Origin of the sequence: Cellulomonas alba (genome assembly GCF_030362835.1) — a bacterium.
In the GTDB taxonomy this organism is placed as follows: domain Bacteria; phylum Actinomycetota; class Actinomycetes; order Actinomycetales; family Cellulomonadaceae; genus Cellulomonas; species Cellulomonas alba.
Window position 1 is genome coordinate 229,274 of record NZ_JAUCGQ010000003.1, and the last position, 19,712, is coordinate 248,985.

The following is a 19,712-nucleotide window of genomic DNA, read 5'->3' on the forward strand; positions in this document are numbered from 1 at the left end:
TCAGGCCACCCTCTCGGGTTCGGGGGACGTCGGGGCGGGAGCGGTCGCGACGGGCGGCGGCGCTCCGGACGGGGACGCCTCGCCGCGGTCGGCGAGCACGCCGTGCAGGAACAGGTCGACGAGGGTGCCGGTCTCGATCGGGACGGGCTCGACGCCCCGGCGGCGGGCGTCGACGAGGCGCACGGACGCACCGACCAGGACGACGTTGAGCAGCTCGGCCGCCTGCGCGGCGGGCACCGTCAGCGCCTCGTCGTCGCCCTCGAACACGCGCGCGGCGGCCGCACGGACCGCGCCCTCGCTCTCGGTCTGGCGACGCGTCCAGCGCGCCCAGCCCTCCTTGGCCGCCGTGTCGCGCTCGGCGGCCGGGCGCGGGTCGACCTTGCCGAGCTCGTGCAGGACCGCCATCCACCGCATCGTGTCGCCGACGCGCGTGAAGCCGATCTCGAGCAGCGCGACGAGGCGCTCGCGCAGCGGCAGCCGGCGGTCGATCGCGTCGATGAGCGGGATCGCGCCGGCGGGGTCCACCGCCGCGAATGCGGCCTCGCCGATGAGCGTCAGCTTGTCCGCGAAGACGCGGAACAGCGTGCCCTCGGCGACGCCCGCGGCCTCCGCCAGCTCGCGCGTCGTGACGCTGACGCCGCGCTCGAGGAGCAGCGGTCGGACGTGGCGCAGGATCGCGGCGCGACGCTCGTCAGGCGGCAGCGGCGCCGCGCGCCCGGACCGGCCCGCGCCGGGCCGCTCGTCGCCGGTGGTCTCGCTCATGGGCCCGACGCTAACTGAGTGAGCACTCACTCCGCGAGGTCATTGTGTTCGCTCAGAGCGAACACCCCCTCCCGTACGCCACGACCGGGCGGGATCACGCACGACGACCGAGACCACGCACCGCGACCGACGCCGCGCACCGCGGGCGAGATCGCGGACCGCGGGCGACCGGTCCGTCGCTCGGGGTGCGCGATCTCGCCCGTCCGGGCGTCAGGACTGCTGCGGCTGGCCCGGCGCGTCGTCGCGGGGCGTCCGCGGCCACACCGCGGGCGAGATCGCGCACCGCGGGCGACGCGGCGCACCGCGGGCGAGATCGCGCACCGTGGGCGACGCGGCGCAGCGCGGGCGAGATCGCGCACCGCGGGCGATCGGTCCGTCGCTCGGGGTGCGCGATCTCGCCCGTCCGGGCGTCAGTACTGCTGCGGCTGACCCGGCTCGTCGTCGCGGGGCTCGGCCAGCGTCTCCTCCGGCACGTCCGGGATCGGCGGCACCGGCGGGATGTCCGGGTCGGGCGGGATCAGCGGGGCCGGCGGCACGAGGCCCGCGGCGGGCCCACGGCCCGGACGCTGGCCGATCTCCGCGGCGGGGTCGAACGGCAGGCCGGTGCGGGTGCCCGACGCGGTCGCGTCGGCGGTCGCGGCGGCGGACTCGCGACGCGCCTCGGCGAGCGCCTCGGCCGGGTCGGTGAGGGCCGTCGGCGGCAGGTCCGTGATCGGCGAGGTCCCGGCCGGCCGCTCCTCGCCGCCTTCGGGCCCCGGGCCTCCGCCGCCGCCGAGGAAGCCGCGCGCGAACTGGTTGAGCGCGCCCGTGAGCTCGGACGGCAGGAACCACATCGTGTTCGACGGGCTCGACGCGATCTTCGGCAGCGCCTGCAGGTACTGGTACGCCAGGAGCTTCGGGTCGGCGTCGCCGCGGTGCACCGCGTCGAAGACCTGCAGGATCGCGCGGGCCTCACCCTCGGCGGTGAGGATCGCCGCCTGCGCGCCACCCTCGGCGCGCAGGATCGCCGACTGCTTCTCGCCCTCGGCGGTGAGGATCTGCGACTGCTTCACGCCCTCGGCCGTGAGGATCGCGGCGCGGCGGTCGCGTTCGGCGCGCATCTGCTGCTCCATCGAGCCCTTGATGCTCTCGGGCGGGTCGATCGACTTGAGCTCGACGCGGCTGACGCGGATTCCCCACTTGCCCGTCGCCTCGTCGAGCACGCCGCGCAGCTGGCCGTTGATCTGGTCGCGGCTCGTCAGCGTCTGCTCGAGGTCCATCGAGCCGATGACGTTACGCAGCGTCGTGACGGTGAGCTGCTCGATGCCGGTGATGTAGTTCGCGATCTCGTAGACCGCGGCCCTCGGCTCGGTGACCTGGAAGTAGATCACCGTGTCGATGCTCACGACCAGGTTGTCCGAGGTGATCACGGGCTGCGGCGGGAACGACACGACCTGCTCGCGGAGGTCGACGCCCGCGCGCACCTTGTCGACGAACGGGATCAGCAGGTGCAGGCCCGCGTCGAGCGTGCGCGAGTACCGGCCGAGCCGCTCGACCACCATCGCCACCGCCTGCGGCACGATCCGGATGGCCCGGAAGATCGCGATGATGACGAACAGCAGGACGAGCGCGGCGAGGACGATCAGGGCGATCTGCCCCCCGCCGATCGACGACGAATCCATCAGACCTCCAGGCTGGGCGCGACGACTGCCGTCGCGCCGTCGATCCGGGCGACGCGCACCGGCGCGCCCGGTGGGATGGGAGCGGCGCCCTCGTCGGCGACGCGGGCGCTCCAGACCTCTCCACCGATCTTCACGCGGCCACCTTCGGGCGTGACGGTCGACAACGCGACGGCCTCACGGCCGACCAGCGCCGCGGCGTTCGTCTCGACGAGGTCGACGCGCTCACGGAGCCGGTGCAGGAGCCAGGGCCGCAGCACGAACAGCATGAGCAGCGCGCACACGGCGGCGACGACGCACTGGAGCCAGACGGGCGCCCCGAGCGCGTAGGCGACCGCGCCGGCGACGGCACCACCCGCCAGCATCGCGAAGACGAGATCGAGCGACGCCATCTCCAGGATGCCGAACAGCAGCGCCGCTCCGACCCACCACAGCCACCCCATCGCAGGCGACCCCCTCGGTTCGACGCGCCGCAGTCGGTGCGGCGCCCTCGTACCGATCCTAGGCCTGTCCTTTGCCTTTTCGTGGGCGTACGGCCGGGTGGCTTCGCGCGGGGACCATCCGCACGGAGCGGATCAGCGCGCGCCGGCCCGGGCCGTCCAGCGGTCGCCCACGCGGTCGATGACGAGGGGCAGCCCGAACGCGCCCGAGAGGTTCTCGTCGGTCAGCGTCTCGGCGATCGAGCCGGCCGCGAACGCCGTGCCGTCGCGCAGCAGCAGCAGGTGCGTGAAGCCGGGCGGGATCTCCTCGACGTGGTGCGTCACGAGCACGAGCACGGGCGAGCGGCGGTCGTTCGCGAGCTCTGCGAGCGCCGCGACGAGCTCCTCGCGCCCGCCGAGGTCGAGGCCCGCGGCCGGCTCGTCGAGCAGCAGTAGCTCGGGGTCGCTCATCAGGGCGCGCGCGATCTGCACGCGCTTGCGCTCGCCCTCGCTCAGCGTGCCGAAGTAGCGGTCGGCGAACCCGTCCATGCCGAACGCGCGCAGCAGGTCCGCGGCACGCGACTCGTCGAGCTGCTCGTACGCCTCGCGCCACCGGCCGGTGACGCCGTACGCCGCGGTGAGCACGACGTCGCGCACCGTCTCGCCCGGCGGGATGCGGTCCGCGAGCGCGGCGCTCGACAGCCCGATGCGGGGCCGCAGCTCGAACACGTCGACCTTGCCGAGCTGCGCGCCGAGCAGCCGCGCGACGCCCGCGGTCGGGTGCATCCGACCCGACGCGACCTGCAGCATCGTCGTCTTGCCCGCGCCGTTGCGACCCAGCACGACCCAGCGCTCGCCCTCCTGCACGGTCCACGTCAGCCCGTCGAGGATGGTCGTCGTCCCCCGGCGGATCGTCACGCCCTGCAGGTCGAGCACGTCGGTCATGGGCACGACCCTAACGGCCGTCGCGCGCCGGTCCGCCGACCGTCCCGGGGCGCGGCGCGTGGGGTCGCTCACGCGGGCGACGGCCCTACCGTGGTCGCGTGCACGAAGCGCTCGACCTGCCCCGTTCCGTCCTGCTCGCGCTCTGGCTCGCCGCGCCCGAGCCGGAACGCGCGACCCTGGTCGACGCCGTCCAGGCGGACGACGAACCGCACCGCGTGCGGGCCGTGGGGCCGTCGTCCGCGCCGCTCGACGCCGCCGACGGCACGGCCGCCCCCCGGGCGTCGCTGCAGGCGCTCGTCGACGCGCTCGACGGGCTCCCCCGCGAGGTCGCCGTCACGGTGCCCGCACCGGGCGACCTCGGCGCGACCCCGGCCGTCGTCGCGCAGGACGCGACCGACGCCGGCGAGTGCGTGCTCGTGCACACGCCCGGTGCGTGCGTCGCGGCGGTGCCGGTGGTCGAACGGTTCGGCTCCCACCTCGAGCCGGGGCACCTGGTGACGTGGCACGTCGCCGAGGTGCCCGACTGGCGGCTCGCGGCCCACGGCTCGACCGGCTCGCTCGCCGACGCGGAGCGCGAGCTGCGCCAGGGGCTCGTCGAGGCCACCGAGGCGCTGATGCGGCTCGACGTCGCGCGGTGGCGGCCCGAGGCCGCGGACACGCTCGCGTCGATCCGCGACCTCGAGCTGCCGGCCTGGCGGCTGCCGCGGGGGCTCGAGGGCCGCCGCGTGCGCGTGCTCGCGTCCGCGGTGCGGCTGCGCGCGATCGTGGCGCTCGCCGCGCAGGACGACGGCGGCGCGGTCAACCTGTGGCAGGCCGACCAGCGCTCGACCGCGCTGCGCGAGATCGACCGGATGGCCCGCCGCGCGATGGCCGCCGCGGCGACCAGCCTGGCCGGCTGAGCGCCCCGGTTGAGCGCTCCGGCCGGCGGCGACCAGCCGAGCGCACGCCCTGCTCAGGCCTGGCCGAGCACCGAGCGGTACACCGCGAGCGTCCGCTCGCCGATGGCGTCCCACGAGAAGTGGTCCTCGACCCGGCGCCGCGACGCGACGCCCCACTCGCCGGCACGGCCCGGGTCACCCACCACGTCCGCGAGGGCAGCCGCGAGGTCGGCGACGAACCGGTCGGGGTCGACGGGCGTGCCGGTGCCGTCCTGGACCTGGTCGATCGGCACGAGCACGCCCGTCACGCCGTCGTCCACGACCTCGGGGATGCCGCCCGTCGCGGTCCCCACGACAGGCAGTCCCACGGCCATCGCCTCGAGGTTCACGATGCCCAGCGGCTCGTACACGGACGGGCACGCGAAGACGGTCCCGGCCGCGAGCACGGCGACGAGCTCGTCGCGCGGCAGCATCTGCTCGATCCACACCACGCCCGACCGCCGCGCGCGCAGCTGCTCGACGAGGCCGGTCACCTCGGCCGCGATCTGCGGCGTGTCGGGCGCGCCGGCGCACAGCACGAGCTGCACGTCGTCCGGCAGCCGCTCGGCCGCGCGCAGCAGGTACGGCAGCCCTTTCTGGCGCGTGATCCGGCCGACGAACACGACCGACGGCCGCGACGGGTCGATGCCGAGCCTGCGGACCGTGGCGTCGGCGGCCTCGAGCGCGTCGGGCGACGTCGGCCGCCGCCAGCCGTCCAGGTCGATGCCGTTGTGCACCACGTGCACCCGGTCGGGGTCGAGCTTCGGGTAGACCCGCAGGATGTCGGCGCGCATGCCGCCGCTCACCGCGATGACACCCGCGGCGGCCTCGTACGCGGTGCGCTCGGCCCAGCTCGAGACGGCGTACCCGCCGCCGAGCTGCTCGGCCTTCCACGGCCGCAGGGGCTCGAGGCTGTGCGCCGTCACGACGTGCGGCACCTGGTGCAGCAGCGACGCCACGTGGCCGCCGAGGTTCGCGTACCAGGTGTGCGAGTGCACGAGGTCCGCGTCGACGTCCGCCGCCATCTCGAGGTCGACGCCGAGGGTGCCCAGCGCGGCGTTCGCCGACGCGAGCCCGCCCGGCACCGAGTACCCCTGCACGCCGGGCTCGTCGCGCGGACCCTCGAAGCAGAGCACGCGCACGTCGATGCGCTCGCGCAGCACCCTCGTCAGGCCGGCGACGTGGACCCCGGCACCGCCGTAGACGTGGGGCGGGTACTCACGGGTCAGCAGGTCGACGCGCACGCAGGTCCTCCGCAGCTCGAGGAGCGCCCCGGACGGCGTCCCACCTGCGCGACACGCTAGCGCGCCGGGCCACCTCCGCCTCGCCGTGAGGCCGGGCAGCGCCTAGGGTCAGGAGCATGGCGACGCCGCGTGTCCTGGCTATCGTCCTCGCAGGTGGTGAGGGCAAACGACTCATGCCGCTGACGGCTCACCGGGCCAAGCCGGCGGTCCCGTTCGGGGGCATCTACCGGCTGATCGACTTCGCGCTGTCGAACGTCATCAACTCCCACTACCTGCACGTCATCGTGCTGACGCAGTACAAGTCGCACAGCCTCGACCGGCACGTCTCGAAGACGTGGCGGATGTCGGCGCTGCTGGGCAACTACGTCGCCGCGGTCCCGGCGCAGCAGCGCGTCGGCAAGCACTGGTACCTCGGCAGCGCCGACGCGATCTACCAGTGCCTCAACATCATCGAGGACGAGCGGCCGGACATCGTCGTCGTGGTCGGAGCGGACCACGTGTACCGCATGGACTTCTCGCAGATGGTCGACGCGCACATCGAGTCGGGCGCGGAGCTGACCGTCGCGGGCATCCGGCAGCCGATCTCGGAGGCCGACCAGTTCGGCGTCATCGAGACCGACCCGTCCGACCCCACGCGCATCGCGGCGTTCCGCGAGAAGCCGTCGGACCCCGTGGGCCTGGCGGACTCGCCGAACGAGATCCTCGCGTCGATGGGCAACTACGTGATGGACGCGGCCGCCCTGGTGCGGGCCGTGACCGAGGACGCCGAGAACCCGACGTCGCGGCACGACATGGGCGGCGACATCGTCCCCGCGTTCGTCGCCAAGGGGACCGCCGGCGTCTACGACTTCATCCGCAACGACGTCCCCGGGTCCAAGCCGCGGGACCGCGACTACTGGCGCGACGTGGGGACGATCGACGCCTTCTACGACGCGAACTCCGACCTCATCGCGATCGAGCCGGTCTTCAACCTCTACAACGACGAGTGGCCGCTCCACACGGGGTACACCGGCCTGCCTCCCGCCAAGTTCGTGCACGCGGGCGCCGGGCGGCTGGGGCACGCGGCGGACTCCATCGTGTCGCCCGGTGTCGTGATCTCGGGCGCCACGATCTCCGGCTCGGTGCTGTCACCGGGGGTCCGCGCGCACTCGTGGGCGCAGGTCACCGACTCGGTGCTCATGGACGGGTGCATCGTCAACCGGTACGCCCAGATCCACCGCGCGATCCTCGACAAGAACGTGATCGTCCCCGAGCGGGCGCGGATCGGGCTCGACCGCGAGCACGACCTGGCGCGCGGCTTCACGGTGACGCCGTCCGGGATCACGGTCGTCCCGAAGGGCGCGACCGTCACGGACTGACCGGCACACGGCACCTCGACGGAGCGGGGCGGCGGCCGGCCCGCGTGGACCGCCCGGTCGGTGCGCCGTCGGCGCGGCTACCCTGCGACGCGTGACGACCCCCGCCGCGCCTCCGCACCTGCTGGTCATGGACGTGGACTCGACGTTCATCACGAGCGAGGTCATCGAGCTGCTCGCCGACCGCGCCGGCTCGGGGGCGCTCGTCGCGCAGGTGACGGAGCGTGCGATGCGCGGCGAGCTCGACTTCGCGCAGTCCCTGCACGAGCGCGTCGCGACGCTCGAGGGGCTCCCGGTGTCGGTCCTCGACGACGTGCTCGCGCAGGTCGAGCTCTCACCCGGCGCCGCGGAGCTCGTGACGACCGTGCAGGCGCGCGGCTGGCACGTCGGGCTCGTCTCGGGCGGGTTCATCGAGATCGTCGCGCCGCTCGCGGCGCGCCTCGGCATCACGCTCGTCCGCGCGAACCGCCTGGGCGTCGCGGACGGACGGCTGACAGGCCGCGTGGTCGGCGACGTCGTGGACCGCGCCGCGAAGGCGGCGACGCTGCGCGCGTACGCCAGCGCGACCGGCACCGCGCTCGAGCACACGGTCGCGATCGGCGACGGCGCGAACGACCTCGACATGATGGCCGTCGCCGGCTACTCGGTCGCGTACCGCGCCAAGCCGCTCGTGCGCGCGGCGGCCGACGCCGCGATCGAGCAGCGGCTCGACGAGGCGCTCGTGCTGCCGCCGTTCGCGATCTGACGCGCCCTGACGCGCGCTGCCGCACCCTGACGCGCGAGCGTCAGTCGGGCACGCCGAGCCGCACGAGCGTCGCCGTCCCCCGGTCGAGCTCCGACCACTCGCCGTCCCACTCGAGCAGCGACCAGCTGCCGGTGGGCACGCCGACGCGCACGCGCGCGAGCGCGGTCACGTCGGAGTCGGGTCCGGCGAGCAGCTCCGCGACGTGCGACATGGTCGGCTCGTGCCCCACGACGAGGAGCGTCTCGACGTCCGGGTCGACGCCGCGCACAAGCTCCACGAGGGGGCGCGTGGCGGCGTCGTAGACCTCCTCGGAGACCTGCACCTCGGGGTCGGCGCCGAGCGACTGGCGCGCGAGGTCCCACGTCTGCCGGGTGCGCAGCGACGACGAGCACAGCACGAGGTCGGGCACGAGCCCCGCCGCCGCGAGGGCGGCACCGACGCCCGCCGACTGCCGTCGACCGACGAGCGAGAGCGGCCGCTCGTGGTCGACGACGTTGTCGGGGTGCTCCGCCTTGGCGTGGCGCAGCAGCAGGAGCCGACGGTTCGTCACCGGCTCAGTGTGCCGTCACAGGCCCATGGCGTGCACGCCGCCGTCGACGTGCACGATCTCGCCGGTCGTGGCGGGGAACCAGTCGGAGAGCAGCGCGGCGACGGCGCGCGCGGCCGGCTCCGGGTTCGACACGTCCCAGCCGAGCGGTGCGCGCTCCGGCCAGCCACCCTCCATCGCCTCGAAGCCGGGGATCGACTTCGCGGCCGTGGTGCGGATCGGGCCCGCCGAGACGAGGTTGACGCGGACGCCGGACGGGCCGAGGTCGCGCGCGAGGTACCGCGCGGTCGACTCGAAGGCGGCCTTCGCGACGCCCATCCAGTCGTAGACCGGCCACGCGTAGCGCGCGTCGAACGTCAGGCCGACGACCGCCGCGCCGGGCGCGAGCAGCGGCTGCGCGGCGACCGACAGCGACTTGAGCGAGTACGCCGACACGTGCAGCGCGGTGGCGACGTCGTCCCACTCGCCCGCGAGGAAGTTGCCGCCCATGACGGACTGCGGGGCGAATCCGATCGAGTGCACGACGCCGTCGAGGTGGTCGAACCCGGCCTCGCGCACGCGGTCCGCGAGCGCCTCGAGGTCCTCGGTGCTCGTCGCGTCGAGCTGCAGCACCTTCGCCGGCTGGGGCAGGCGGCGCGCGATGACCTCGGTGAGGCGGAACTGGCGCCCGAACGAGGTGAGCAGGATCTCGGCGCCCTCCTCCTGGGCGAGGCGCGCGACGTGGAACGCGATCGAGCCGTCCGTCAGGACGCCGGTGATGAGGAGCTTCTTGCCTTCGAGCAGGCCCATGGCTGTGTGTCCGTTTCTTTCGGGTGCGGGAAGGTCGGGTGCGGGAAGGTCGGGCTCAGTGGCCCATGCCGAGGCCGCCGTCGACCGGGATCACGGCGCCGGAGATGTAGGCGGCCGCCGGCGAGGCGACGAACTCGACGACGCCCGCGACCTCGTCCGGGGTGGCGAAGCGGCCCAGCGGGATCGAGTCGACGTACTGCTTCTGAGTCGCCTCGGGCAGCGCGCGCGTCATGTCGGTGTCGATGAACCCCGGCGCGACGACGTTGGCGGTGATGCTGCGCGAGCCGAGCTCGCGCGTGATCGACCGGGCCATGCCGACGAGGCCGGCCTTCGACGCGGCGTAGTTGACCTGGCCCGGCGAGCCGTAGAGCCCGACGACGGACGAGATCAGCACGATGCGGCCGCGGCGCAGCCGGATCATGGGCTTGCTCGCGCGGCGGACGCAGCGGAACGCGCCGGCGAGGTTGACGTCGATGACGTCCGAGAACTCCTCGTCCGTCATCCGGAGCAGGAGCTGGTCGCGCGTGATGCCGGCGTTGGCGACGAGCACCTCGACGGGGCCCTGCTCGGCCTCGATCGCGGCGAAGGCCGCGTCGACGCTCGCGGTGTCGCGGACGTCGCCCACGGCGCCGAACACGCCCTCGGGCAGATCGCCCGAGCGGTAGATGGTGGCGACCCGGTCGCCGGCGGCCACGAAGCGCTCGGCGATCGCTCGGCCGATGCCGCGGTTGGCGCCCGTGACGAGCACGCTGCGGGGGGTCGGGTTGTCGGGAGTCTCAGGCACGGTGACGACGCTAGCCGACGTCCGCCGCAGGTCGCGGCACCGGCCCGGACACGAACCGTGGGAGCCGTTTGTGGAGGCCGCACAACACCGGCCCCTGCCCGGGACGCGGCCTAGACTCAGGTGGTGAGCACCCGCAAGCAGCGCGCCGCCAGGGCGCCGGCGGTGCCGTCCATCACCAACGCGCCCGAGCCGCTGGCCGACGACATCAGCCGCCGCCAGGTCCGCTACCTCGTCCAGATGGGCATCCGGCTCGTCTGCTTCATCGGCGCGATCCTCACGTGGGGCCACGTGCCGCTGTGGCTCTCGCTCGTGTTCATCGCGGCCGCCGTCGTGCTCCCCTACACCGCCGTGATCGGCGCGAACGCCGGCCGCGAGCGCCAGGACGACTCCGCGAGCTACCTCGAACCGCGCGAGATCGAGCGCGGTCCGGGGTCGGGCGGCCAGCTGGGCGGTGGGCAGCAGTGAGCACACCCGAGTCCGCCGACGCGTCGCGCCCCGACCCCGTCGACGAGCTGGTGTGCAGCGCGCGCGGCTGCCGCGAGACCGCGGCGTGGGGCCTGCTCTGGAACAACCCGCGCCTGCACACGACCGAGCGCCGCAAGGTGTGGCTCGCGTGCGACGAGCACCGCGAGCACCTGAGCCAGTACCTCGACGTGCGCGGCTTCCTGCGCGACGTCGTGCCCGCGGGCGACCTCGAGGGAGCCGCTCGGTGAGCCCAGCGGTGCGCCGCGCCGTCGGGCTGGTGCTCGTCGGCGTGCTGGTCGCGGTGGTGTGCACGTTCCTCGGCCGCTGGCAGTGGAACCGCCACGTGTGGCGCGACGGCCAGATCGCGATCGTCGACCACAACTACTCGGCGGCCCCGGTGCCGATCCGCGACCTGCTGCCCACGACGTCGACGCCCGTGCCGGCAGAGAAGGTGTGGCACCCCGTCTCCGTGGTCGGCCACTACCTGCCCGACGCGACGGTGCTGCTGCGCAACCGCCCGTCCGACGACGGGCCGGTCTACCACGTGCTGGTGCCGTTCGTCGTCGAGGACTCGTCGGCCGGGACCGCGGGCGCCCCGACGGACGCCGGTGCCGTGCTGCTCGTCGACCGCGGGTGGGTGCAGACCGGGGCCAACGGCTCGGTCGGCGTGACCCCGCCCGCGCCCCCGTCCGGCACGGTCGACGTGACGGTGCGGCTGCGGCAGGACGAGCCTGCGTCGCGGCGCGGCGCTCCCGCGGGCCAGGTGCAGGCGATCAACGTCGAGCAGGCGCTCGCCGCGGGCGGCTCGGCCGTCCCGGTCGGTGCGCCCGCGTACGCCGCCTATGGCGGGCTCGTCGCCGAGAGCCCCGCGGCGGCGTCGCTGCCGGGCGCGCTCGACGCGCCGGACACCGACCCCGGGCCGCACCTGTCGTACGCGTTCCAGTGGTGGGTGTTCGCGCTCGGCGGGCTGATCGGGTTCTCGATGCTCGCGCGGCGTGACCTGCTCGAGGAGCGCGCGGTCGACGCCGAGGGCGAGCCCGACCCGGCGGACGCCGACGACCCGCTCGCGGTGCCGGAGGGCGTCGACGGCCTGTGGCCGACCCGCGGCGCGCGCCGGCCTGCCCCGCAGCGCCGACCGGCGGGCGGCTCGCGGGGCGACGCGCCGTACCGCCGCGGCGGGCGCGACGAGGACTACGAGGACGCCGTCGTCGACGCGCAGCTCGGCTCCCCGGACGACGTCGTGCGGCCGACGGGCACCCCGCAGCGCTGACCGGGGCGCGCAAGCGCACGCAAGTCACGCCGGCTTTGACCGCGTTCGGGCCTGGTGAGCGCGCTCCCAGGTGGGTGTCGCGTCGTTGCTTGCGATCGCGTCGCTGCACCTCAGTGACCCGACAACGGTGTCGGGTGGCGTGGTGTCACTGTTTTGCATGCAATTCCTTGCAACTTGCGTTGCGCAATGTCGGTCTTGCGGGCAGTTGTCCGGGCCAATACGGTCTGCGTCGATCGGTCAGCGCTGTCCGGTCACGAGTCAGACCCCGGTCCACTCCGCGCCACCGCGCGGAGCCCGAGGAGGCAGCGACGCCTCCGACCCGATCCGTGCACGCCCGCGTCCCGACCCACCCCTCCCGGTCGACGCGCCGAGCCGACGGCCGGTCCGCGCGCTGCGGTCACGCACGTCCGTCCCGCACCGAGAGTGAGCCCCCGATGTCCCTCGCTCGTCATGCTCGCGTCGCCCTGGGCGCGTTGAGTGCCGTCGCCCTCGCCGCCGCGGTGGGGGTCGTCGCCTCCACGCCTGCGGCCGCCGCCGCCGCCACCGGTGGGCGCGGCGCCACCCTCCCCTACGTCGAGCTCCAGGCCGAGAACGCGTCGACCAACGGCACGGTCGTCGGCCCGACGTCGACCGGCGTCACCTACGGCACGCTCGCCGCCGAGGCGTCGTACCGCAAGGCGGTCACGCTCAGCGGCCAGGGCAAGTACGTGCAGTTCACGACCACTGCGCCGACCAACTCGATCGTGCTGCGGTACTCGATCCCCGACTCGTCGAACGGCGCGGTGTACACCGCGCCGCTGTCGCTCTACGTCAACGGCACCAAGCAGCCGAACCTCACGACCACGAACGCGTACAGCTGGTACTACGGCAGCTACCCGTTCACCAACACGCCCGGCAGCAACCCGCACCACTTCTACGACGAGGTGCACCGGCTGTTCTCCACCACCTACCCGGCGGGCACGACGTTCAAGGTCCAGGTCGACGCCGAGGACACCGCGAGCAGCTACACGATCGACCTCGCGGACTTCGAGCAGGTCGGTGACCAGCTCACGCCGCCCGCGGGCGCCGTGTCGGTGACGAGCAAGGGCGCCGACGCGACGGGCGCGAGCGACTCGACCGCCGCGTTCAACGCCGCGATCAGCGCCGCCGGCGCGGGTGGGACCGTCTGGATCCCGGCGGGCACGTTCAAGGTGCCGGGCCACATCGCGGTCGACAACGTGACCATCAAGGGCGCGGGCATGTGGTACTCGACCGTGACCGGTGCAGCCCCGGGCTTCTACGGGAGCTCGGCGCCCCACCCGAGCACCAACGTGCACCTGTCCGACTTCGCGATCTCGGGCGACGTGCAGGAGCGTGACGACAACGCGCAGGTCAACGGCGTCGGCGGCGCGATGAGCAGCTCGACCGTCTCGAACCTGTGGATCGAGCACCTGAAGGTCGGCGCGTGGATGGACGGCCCGATGGACGGCCTGACGTTCAGCGGCATGCGCATCCGCGACACGACCGCCGACGGCATCAACTTCCACGGCGGGGTCACCAACTCCACCGTCACGAACAGCGACCTGCGCAACCTCGGCGACGACGGCCTCGCCACGTGGGCCGACTCGGCGCTCGGGGCGGACGCGAACGACACGTTCAGCAACAACACGGTCCAGTACCCGATCCTCGCCAACGGCATCGCGATCTACGGCGGCCACGACAACACCGTCACGGGCAACCGCGTCGTCGACGCCGGCCTCACGCAGGGCGGCGGCATCCACGTCGGGCAGCGCTTCACGTCGACCCCCGTCGGCAAGACCACCATCAGCAACAACACGCTGATCCGCGACGGCAGCCTCGACCCGAACTGGCAGTTCGGCGTCGGCGCGCTGTGGTTCGACGGCAGCCAGGGCGCGATCACCGGCCCGATCAACGTGTCGAACGCGCTGATCCAGCAGAGCCCGTACGAGGCGATCCAGTGGGTCGAAGGCACGGTCAGCGGCGTGAACCTGTCGAACGTCACCGTGCAGGGCACGGGCACGTACGTGCTGCAGGAGCAGACGGGCGGCTCGGCGTCGATCGCGAACCTCACGGCCACGGGCGTCGGGGCGTCGAGCCCGGTCTACAGCTGCGAGGGCTCGAACTTCGCGGTCACCGACGGCGGCGGCAACTCCGGGATCTCGGGGACGCCGGCGTGCGGCGCGTTCGCCACGCCCGTCTGGCCGCCGTACGTCGCGGAGAACGACGTCACCGTGACGCCGAGCTCGCTCTCGTTCGGCTCGCAGGCCACGGGCACGACGAGCGCCGCTCGTAGCATCACGGTCGCCAACAACGGCACCGCGGCGCAGTCGGTCACGCTCGCGGTCTCCGGCCCGTTCGCGCAGACGTCGACGTGCGGCTCGTCGCTCGCCGCCGGCGCGTCGTGCTCCGTCGGCGTCACGTTCGCACCCACCGCGGCGGGCGCGGCGAGCGGGTCGCTCACCGTGACGGTCGGCGGCTCGGCCACCTCGGTCCCGCTCGCCGGCACGGGTGTCGCGCCCGGGCCGGTGCTGTCGGCCGACCCGCAGAGCCTCGCGTTCGCGTCGACCGTCGTCGGCGCGACGACCACGGCGCAGAACGTCACGATCACCAACACCGGCACGTCGACCGCCACGGTCTCCGGCGTCACGGTCTCGGGCGACTTCGCCAGGCCGGGCTCGTGCACGACGATCGCGGCGGGCTCGTCCTGCACGCTCGGCGTCACGTTCACGCCGACCGCCGCGGGGGCACGTTCGGGCACGCTGACCGTGACGAGCAGCGCGAACAACTCCCCCACGACCGTCGCGCTGTCGGGGTCGGGCGTCGGTTCGACGACCAACGTCGCGGCCGGCCGCACCGCCACGGCGAGCAGCCAGGTGAACTCCGCGCAGCCCGCAAGCGCCGTGACCGACGGCGACACGTCCACCTACTGGGAGAGCGCCAACAACGCGTTCCCGCAGTGGGTGCAGGTCGACCTCGGCCAGACGTACGCGGTCGGGAAGGCCACCGTGCACCTGCCGCCCGCCTCAGCGTGGGCGACGCGCACGCAGACGTTCTCGGTCCTGGGCAGCACGGACGGCTCGTCGTTCAGCACGCTGGTCGGCTCGGCGGCGTACACGTTCGACCCTGCGACCGGCAACGTCGTCACGATCACCGTGCCGTCCGGCTCCGCGCGGTACGTGCGGCTCAACGTCACGGCGAACTCCGGCTGGCCCGCGGGCCAGGTCTCCGAGCTCGAGGTCTACCCGGGCGTCGGCAACCCGCCGCAGACGGCGACGCTGTCGCTGTCCCCCGCGTCGCTGACGTTCCCGTCGACGGCCGTCGGCTCGCCGAGCGCGGCACAGACCGTGACGGTCAGCAACACGGGCACGGCGGCCGCGACGCTCTCGGGCATCACGGCGAGCGGCGACTTCTCGCAGACCAGCACGTGCGGCTCGTCGATCGCGGCCGGCGGCTCGTGCACCGTCGCGGTGACCTTCACGCCGACCGCGGCGGGCGCGCGCACCGGGTCGCTCGCGGTCGCGAGCAACGCGTCGAACGGCGCCGTGACGGCGTCGCTCTCGGGCACCGGCGCGGGCACGTCGACGACGAACCTCGCGCTGCACAGGACGACCTCCGAGTCGTCGCACACGCAGACGTACGCCTCGGCGAACGTCACCGACGGTGACGCCACCACCTACTGGGAGAGCAGCAACAACGCGTTCCCGCAGTGGGTCCAGGCCGACCTCGGCTCGGCGCAGAGCGTCAGCAAGGTCGTGCTCAAGCTGCCGCCCGCCACGGCGTGGGCGACGCGCACGCAGACGCTCCAGGTGCAGGGCAGCACGGACGGCTCGTCGTTCGCGACGCTCAAGGCCTCGGCGACGTACACGTTCGACCCGGCGAGCGGGAACACGGTGGCGATCGCGTTCACCGCGGCGACCGAGCGCTACGTCCGCGTCACGTTCACGGCGAACAGCGGGCAGCCCGCGGGTCAGCTCTCCGAGCTCGAGGTGTACGGGTCGGGCGGCAACCCCGGCCCGGCGACCCTCGCGGCGAGCCCCACGAGCCTGTCGTTCGGCAGCACCGGCGTCGGGTCGACGAGCGCGGCGCAGACCGTGACCGTCACCAACACGGGCGGCAGCACCGCGAACCTGTCGGGCGTCGGCGTGGCCGGCGACTTCGCCGACACCACGACGTGCGGCGCCACGCTCGCGGCCGGCGCGTCCTGCACCGCGTCCGTGACGTTCCGGCCCGCTGCGGCCGGCGCCCGGACCGGCGCGGTCACCGTCGCGAGCGACGCGAGCAACCCGTCGCTCACCGTCGCGCTGTCCGGCACGGGCACGGCGGCCACGTCGGCCACGCTCGCGGCGAACCCGACGACCGTCGCGTTCGGCACGGTCGGCACCGGCTCGTCGAGCTCGCCGCTCACCGTGACCCTCAGCAACACGGGCACGGCGTCGGCGTCGATCAGCGGCATCACGGCCAGCGGCGACTTCACGCAGACGACGACGTGCTCGTCGACGCTCGCCGCCGGCTCGTCGTGCACGGTCTCCGTCGTGTTCCGGCCGACCGCGGCCGGCTCGCGGACCGGCACGCTCACGGTCACGAGCAACGCGAGCAACCCGACGCTGGCCGTGCCGCTGACGGGCACGGGGGCGAGCACCGGCACGGCGACGCTCACCGCGAGCCCGTCGAGCCTCGCGTTCGCGAGCACGAGCGTCGGTTCGTCGGCGCCTGCGCAGAGCGTGACGATCAGCAACACGGGCACCGCCGCGGCGGCGATCTCGGGCGTCTCGGTGAGCGGCGACTACTCCGACACCACGACGTGCGGCTCCTCCCTCGCGGCGGGCGCCGCATGCACGGTCGCGGTGACGTTCGCCCCGACGGCGGCCGGCACCCGCACGGGCACGCTGACCGTGGCGAGCAACGCGACGAACCCGTCGCTCACGGTGGCCCTCTCCGGCACGGGCGCGTCGACCACGTCGACCGACCAGGCGGCGGGCAAGCCGATGACGAGCTCGTCCGACACGTTCACGTTCGTCGCCGCGAACGCGAACGACGGCAACCTCGCCACCTACTGGGAGGGCGCGGTCCCGTCGTGGCTGAACGTCGCGATGGGCACGAACGTGAACGTCACGTCCGTCGTCGTGAAGCTCAACCCCGACGCCTCGTGGGGCACCCGGACGCAGACGTTCTCGATCGAGGGCCGCGACCAGGCGGGCGGCGCGTACACGACCATCAAGGCGAGCGCGACGTACACGTTCACGCAGGGCACCAACGTCGTGACGATCCCGGTCAGCGCGACCGCCGCCGACGTGCGGCTGTCGTTCACGGCCAACTCCGGGGCGCCCGGCGGCCAGGTCGCAGAGCTGCAGGTGCTCGGCACCAAGGCGCCGAACCCCGACCTCACGGTGAGCGCGGTGACGACGTCGCCGGCGAGCCCGGTCGAGACGGACGCCGTCACCATGTCGGCCACGGTGCGCAACATCGGCACCGCGTCGTCCGCCGCCACGACGGTGAGCTTCTACCTCGGCACGACCAAGGTGGGCTCGGCGAACGTCGCGGCGATCGCGGCGGGCGGCCAGACGACGGTCTCGGCCAACGTCGGCACGCAGACGGCGGGCACCTACGCCACGTCGGCGGTCGTCGACGAGGGCAACGCGGTGGTCGAGCTCAACGAGGGCAACAACTCCGGCACGGGTGCGGCGCTCACCGTCGCCCCCGTCCAGAGCGCCGACCTCGTCGCGTCGACCACCTGGTCGCCGGGCACGCCGTCGGGCGGCCAGACCGTCACGTTCACCACGGTCGTCCGCAACCAGGGCAACCAGCCGTCGAGCTCCGGCTCGCACGCGGTGACGGTCGTGATCAAGGACCAGTCGGGTGCCACGGTCAAGACGCTCACGCCGTCCGCGCCCTCGGGCGCGATCGCGGCAGGCGCGTCCGTCACGGTCCAGGCCGGCACGTGGACCGCGGCCGACGGCAAGTACACCGTGACGACCACCGTCGCCACCGACTCCGCAGAGCTCGCCGTCAAGCAGGCGAACAACACGGCGACGGCGGCGTTCGCGGTCGGGCGCGGCGCGAGCATGCCGTACGACGTCTACGAGGCCGAGGACGGCACGGTCTCCGGCGGCACGGTCGTCGGGCCGAACCGCACGATCGGCGACCTCGCCGGCGAGGCGTCGGGCCGCAAGGCCGTCCACCTGACGTCGTCGGGGCAGTCGGTCTCGTGGACCACGCGCGCGGCGACCAACACGATCGACGTGCGGTACTCGATCCCGGACGGGACGACGACCACGCTGGGCGTGTTCAACGGCTCGACCCAGGTCGGCACGGTCACCCTCGTGTCGAAGTACGCCTGGCTCTACGGCGCGGAGACGTCGCCGCAGAACTCGGGCACCGGGCCGCGGCACATCTACGACGAGGCGGGCGCCGTGCTCACCTCCACGGTCCCGGCCGGCAGCACGCTGTCGGTGCGCGACACGACCGGCGCGGACATCGCGGTGGACTTCGTCCAGCTCGAGCTCGCCACGGCGGTCGCCAACCCGGACCCGACGCACCTCGTCACGGTCTCGGGCAGCGACCAGAACGCGATCCAGACGGCCATCAACACGGCCAACGGCAGCTCGACCTTCACCGGGGTCTACCTCCCGGCGGGCGACTACGCGGTCTCCGGCAAGTTCAACCTCGGCACCAAGGCGCTCCAGATCGTGGGCGCCGGGCCGTGGTTCACGCGGCTCGTCGCGCCGCAGAGCCAGGAGAACACCGACGTCGGGTTCACCCCGACCGGCGCCGCGGCGACCGGGTCGCAGTTCCGGAACTTCGCGATCGTCGGCAACTACACCAACCGCCAGGACGGCTCCGGCCAGGCGTTCCCGCTGACCAACGTGTCGAACATCGTGATCGACAACGTCTGGGTCAACCACATGGTCGTGATGGTCTGGGGGCAGAACGTCGACTCGTCGACCTTCTCCAACGACCGGATCGACGACACGTTCGCGGACGGCATCACGCTCGCGAACGACAGCCAGGGCAACACGATCACCAACTCGGTCGCGCGCGCCACGGGTGACGACGGCTTCGCGCTGTTCAACGCCCAGGACGTGCACGCCGGCACGGTCGCGAACAACCTCGAGCAGAACCTCACGGCGACGCTCACGTGGCGCGCGTCCGGGTTCGCCGTCTACGGCGGCTCCGGCAACACGTTCCGCAACCTGTACGCGGCCGACCAGCTGACCTACCCCGGTCTGACGGTGTCGTCGATCAACTTCGGGATCTCGTTCGTCGGGTTCTCGGGGACGACGACGATCGACAACGTCTCGATCGTCCGGTCGGGCGGTCACTTCTGGGGCCAGCAGGTGTTCCCCGGCCTCTGGCTGTACTCGGGTGACGGCGCGTTCACCGGCATCCGGATCAGCAACGTCGACATCTCCGACCCCACGTACGACGGGATCATGATGCAGACGAAGTACCTGTCGGCGTCCCAGCCGACGAACCCGATCGCCGACACGACGCTGACCAACGTCACGGTCGACAGGGCGAACGAGCCCCGCGCCGACAAGAGCAACGTCGACGCCACGGCCACGTTCAGCCTGACGGGACGCGTCGGGAACGCCGTCTGGTGCAACCCGGCGCCCGAGTCGGGCCAGGGCCCGGCGATCGGCGCGGTGACGTTCACCGGGCTGACGATGACGAACAGCTCGCACGACATCGTCAACACCTGCCCGGGGTTCACGATCACGCGGAACTGACGCGCGTGGCGTGACCGGCGGCGCGTGACGACGGTCCGGGTCGGGGCCCTCCCCCTGACCCGGGCCGTCGGCGCGCGCTCGGTTC

At 73.4% G+C, this 19,712-nt stretch carries 15 protein-coding genes; 7 read left to right on the top strand and 8 right to left on the bottom strand.

Translation table 11 applies throughout. The features are described 5' to 3' along the window. From QRT04_RS16045 to QRT04_RS16060, 4 genes are all read right to left on the bottom strand, one after another. The gene (locus QRT04_RS16045) at positions 1–762 is read right to left on the bottom strand and encodes a TetR/AcrR family transcriptional regulator (RefSeq protein WP_289456630.1); all 762 of its coding nucleotides are present in this window, start codon (positions 760–762) and stop codon (positions 1–3) included. Positions 763–1,172: 410 nt separating this feature from the next. Next, on the bottom strand, positions 1,173–2,423 hold the full coding sequence (locus QRT04_RS16050) for an SPFH domain-containing protein (protein ID WP_289456633.1): 1,251 nt from the start codon (positions 2,421–2,423) through the stop codon (positions 1,173–1,175). After that, a complete protein-coding gene (locus tag QRT04_RS16055) occupies positions 2,423–2,863 on the bottom strand; it encodes an NfeD family protein (protein WP_289456635.1) in 441 nt (146 codons plus the stop codon). Before QRT04_RS16055 ends, QRT04_RS16050 begins: the two co-directional genes overlap by 1 nt. A gap of 132 nt (positions 2,864–2,995) precedes the next feature. After that, positions 2,996–3,784 carry an ABC transporter ATP-binding protein gene (locus QRT04_RS16060; RefSeq protein ID WP_289456637.1) on the bottom strand — a complete coding sequence of 263 codons (789 nt, stop codon included), beginning with the start codon at positions 3,782–3,784 and terminating at the stop codon, positions 2,996–2,998. A gap of 98 nt (positions 3,785–3,882) precedes the next feature. Between QRT04_RS16060 and QRT04_RS16065 the strand changes: the two genes are divergently transcribed. Next, positions 3,883–4,683, top strand: a complete 801-nt coding sequence (locus tag QRT04_RS16065; RefSeq protein ID WP_289456639.1) for a hypothetical protein — start codon at positions 3,883–3,885, stop codon at positions 4,681–4,683. A gap of 53 nt (positions 4,684–4,736) precedes the next feature. On the opposite strand, the gene glgA is transcribed toward QRT04_RS16065, so the two are convergent. Beyond that, positions 4,737–5,945 (bottom strand): glycogen synthase, encoded by a 1,209-nt coding sequence (gene glgA / locus QRT04_RS16070; protein WP_289456641.1) that lies wholly within the window; start codon positions 5,943–5,945, stop codon positions 4,737–4,739. A 116-nt stretch (positions 5,946–6,061) separates the two neighbouring features. On the opposite strand from glgA, the gene glgC reads away from it, so the two are divergent. Together glgC and serB are read left to right on the top strand one after the other, a co-directional pair. Next, on the top strand, positions 6,062–7,303 hold the full coding sequence (gene glgC, locus QRT04_RS16075; RefSeq protein ID WP_289456643.1) for a glucose-1-phosphate adenylyltransferase: 1,242 nt from the start codon (positions 6,062–6,064) through the stop codon (positions 7,301–7,303). Positions 7,304–7,394: 91 nt separating this feature from the next. Further along, the gene (gene serB / locus QRT04_RS16080; protein WP_289456644.1) at positions 7,395–8,045 is read left to right on the top strand and encodes a phosphoserine phosphatase SerB; all 651 of its coding nucleotides are present in this window, start codon (positions 7,395–7,397) and stop codon (positions 8,043–8,045) included. Between the two features lie 40 nt (positions 8,046–8,085). On the opposite strand, the gene QRT04_RS16085 is transcribed toward serB, so the two are convergent. The 3 genes from QRT04_RS16085 to fabG are packed head-to-tail and all read right to left on the bottom strand — an operon-like array spanning position 8,086 to position 10,165. After that, on the bottom strand, positions 8,086–8,595 hold the full coding sequence (locus QRT04_RS16085; protein WP_289456645.1) for a SixA phosphatase family protein: 510 nt from the start codon (positions 8,593–8,595) through the stop codon (positions 8,086–8,088). A 15-nt stretch (positions 8,596–8,610) separates the two neighbouring features. Continuing rightward, positions 8,611–9,381 carry an enoyl-ACP reductase FabI gene (gene fabI, locus QRT04_RS16090; protein ID WP_289456647.1) on the bottom strand — a complete coding sequence of 257 codons (771 nt, stop codon included), beginning with the start codon at positions 9,379–9,381 and terminating at the stop codon, positions 8,611–8,613. A 55-nt stretch (positions 9,382–9,436) separates the two neighbouring features. Continuing rightward, entirely contained in the window at positions 9,437–10,165 is a 729-nt protein-coding gene (fabG, locus tag QRT04_RS16095; protein WP_289456649.1) for a beta-ketoacyl-ACP reductase, read from the bottom strand. Positions 10,166–10,288: 123 nt separating this feature from the next. Here fabG and QRT04_RS16100 point away from each other — a divergent pair, with 123 nt between their 5' ends. The 4 genes from QRT04_RS16100 (at position 10,289) to QRT04_RS16115 (ending at position 19,627) form a co-directional block, all read left to right on the top strand. After that, the gene (locus tag QRT04_RS16100) at positions 10,289–10,630 is read left to right on the top strand and encodes a DUF3099 domain-containing protein (protein ID WP_289456650.1); all 342 of its coding nucleotides are present in this window, start codon (positions 10,289–10,291) and stop codon (positions 10,628–10,630) included. Then, the gene (locus tag QRT04_RS16105) at positions 10,627–10,878 is read left to right on the top strand and encodes a hypothetical protein (protein ID WP_289456652.1); all 252 of its coding nucleotides are present in this window, start codon (positions 10,627–10,629) and stop codon (positions 10,876–10,878) included. Before QRT04_RS16100 ends, QRT04_RS16105 begins: the two co-directional genes overlap by 4 nt. After that, on the top strand, positions 10,875–11,900 hold the full coding sequence (locus tag QRT04_RS16110) for an SURF1 family cytochrome oxidase biogenesis protein (RefSeq protein WP_289456654.1): 1,026 nt from the start codon (positions 10,875–10,877) through the stop codon (positions 11,898–11,900). Before QRT04_RS16105 ends, QRT04_RS16110 begins: the two co-directional genes overlap by 4 nt. 434 nt (positions 11,901–12,334) lie before the next feature. Next, a complete protein-coding gene (locus tag QRT04_RS16115; RefSeq protein WP_289456657.1) occupies positions 12,335–19,627 on the top strand; it encodes a choice-of-anchor D domain-containing protein in 7,293 nt (2,430 codons plus the stop codon). Positions 19,628–19,712: the final 85 nt, after the last annotated feature.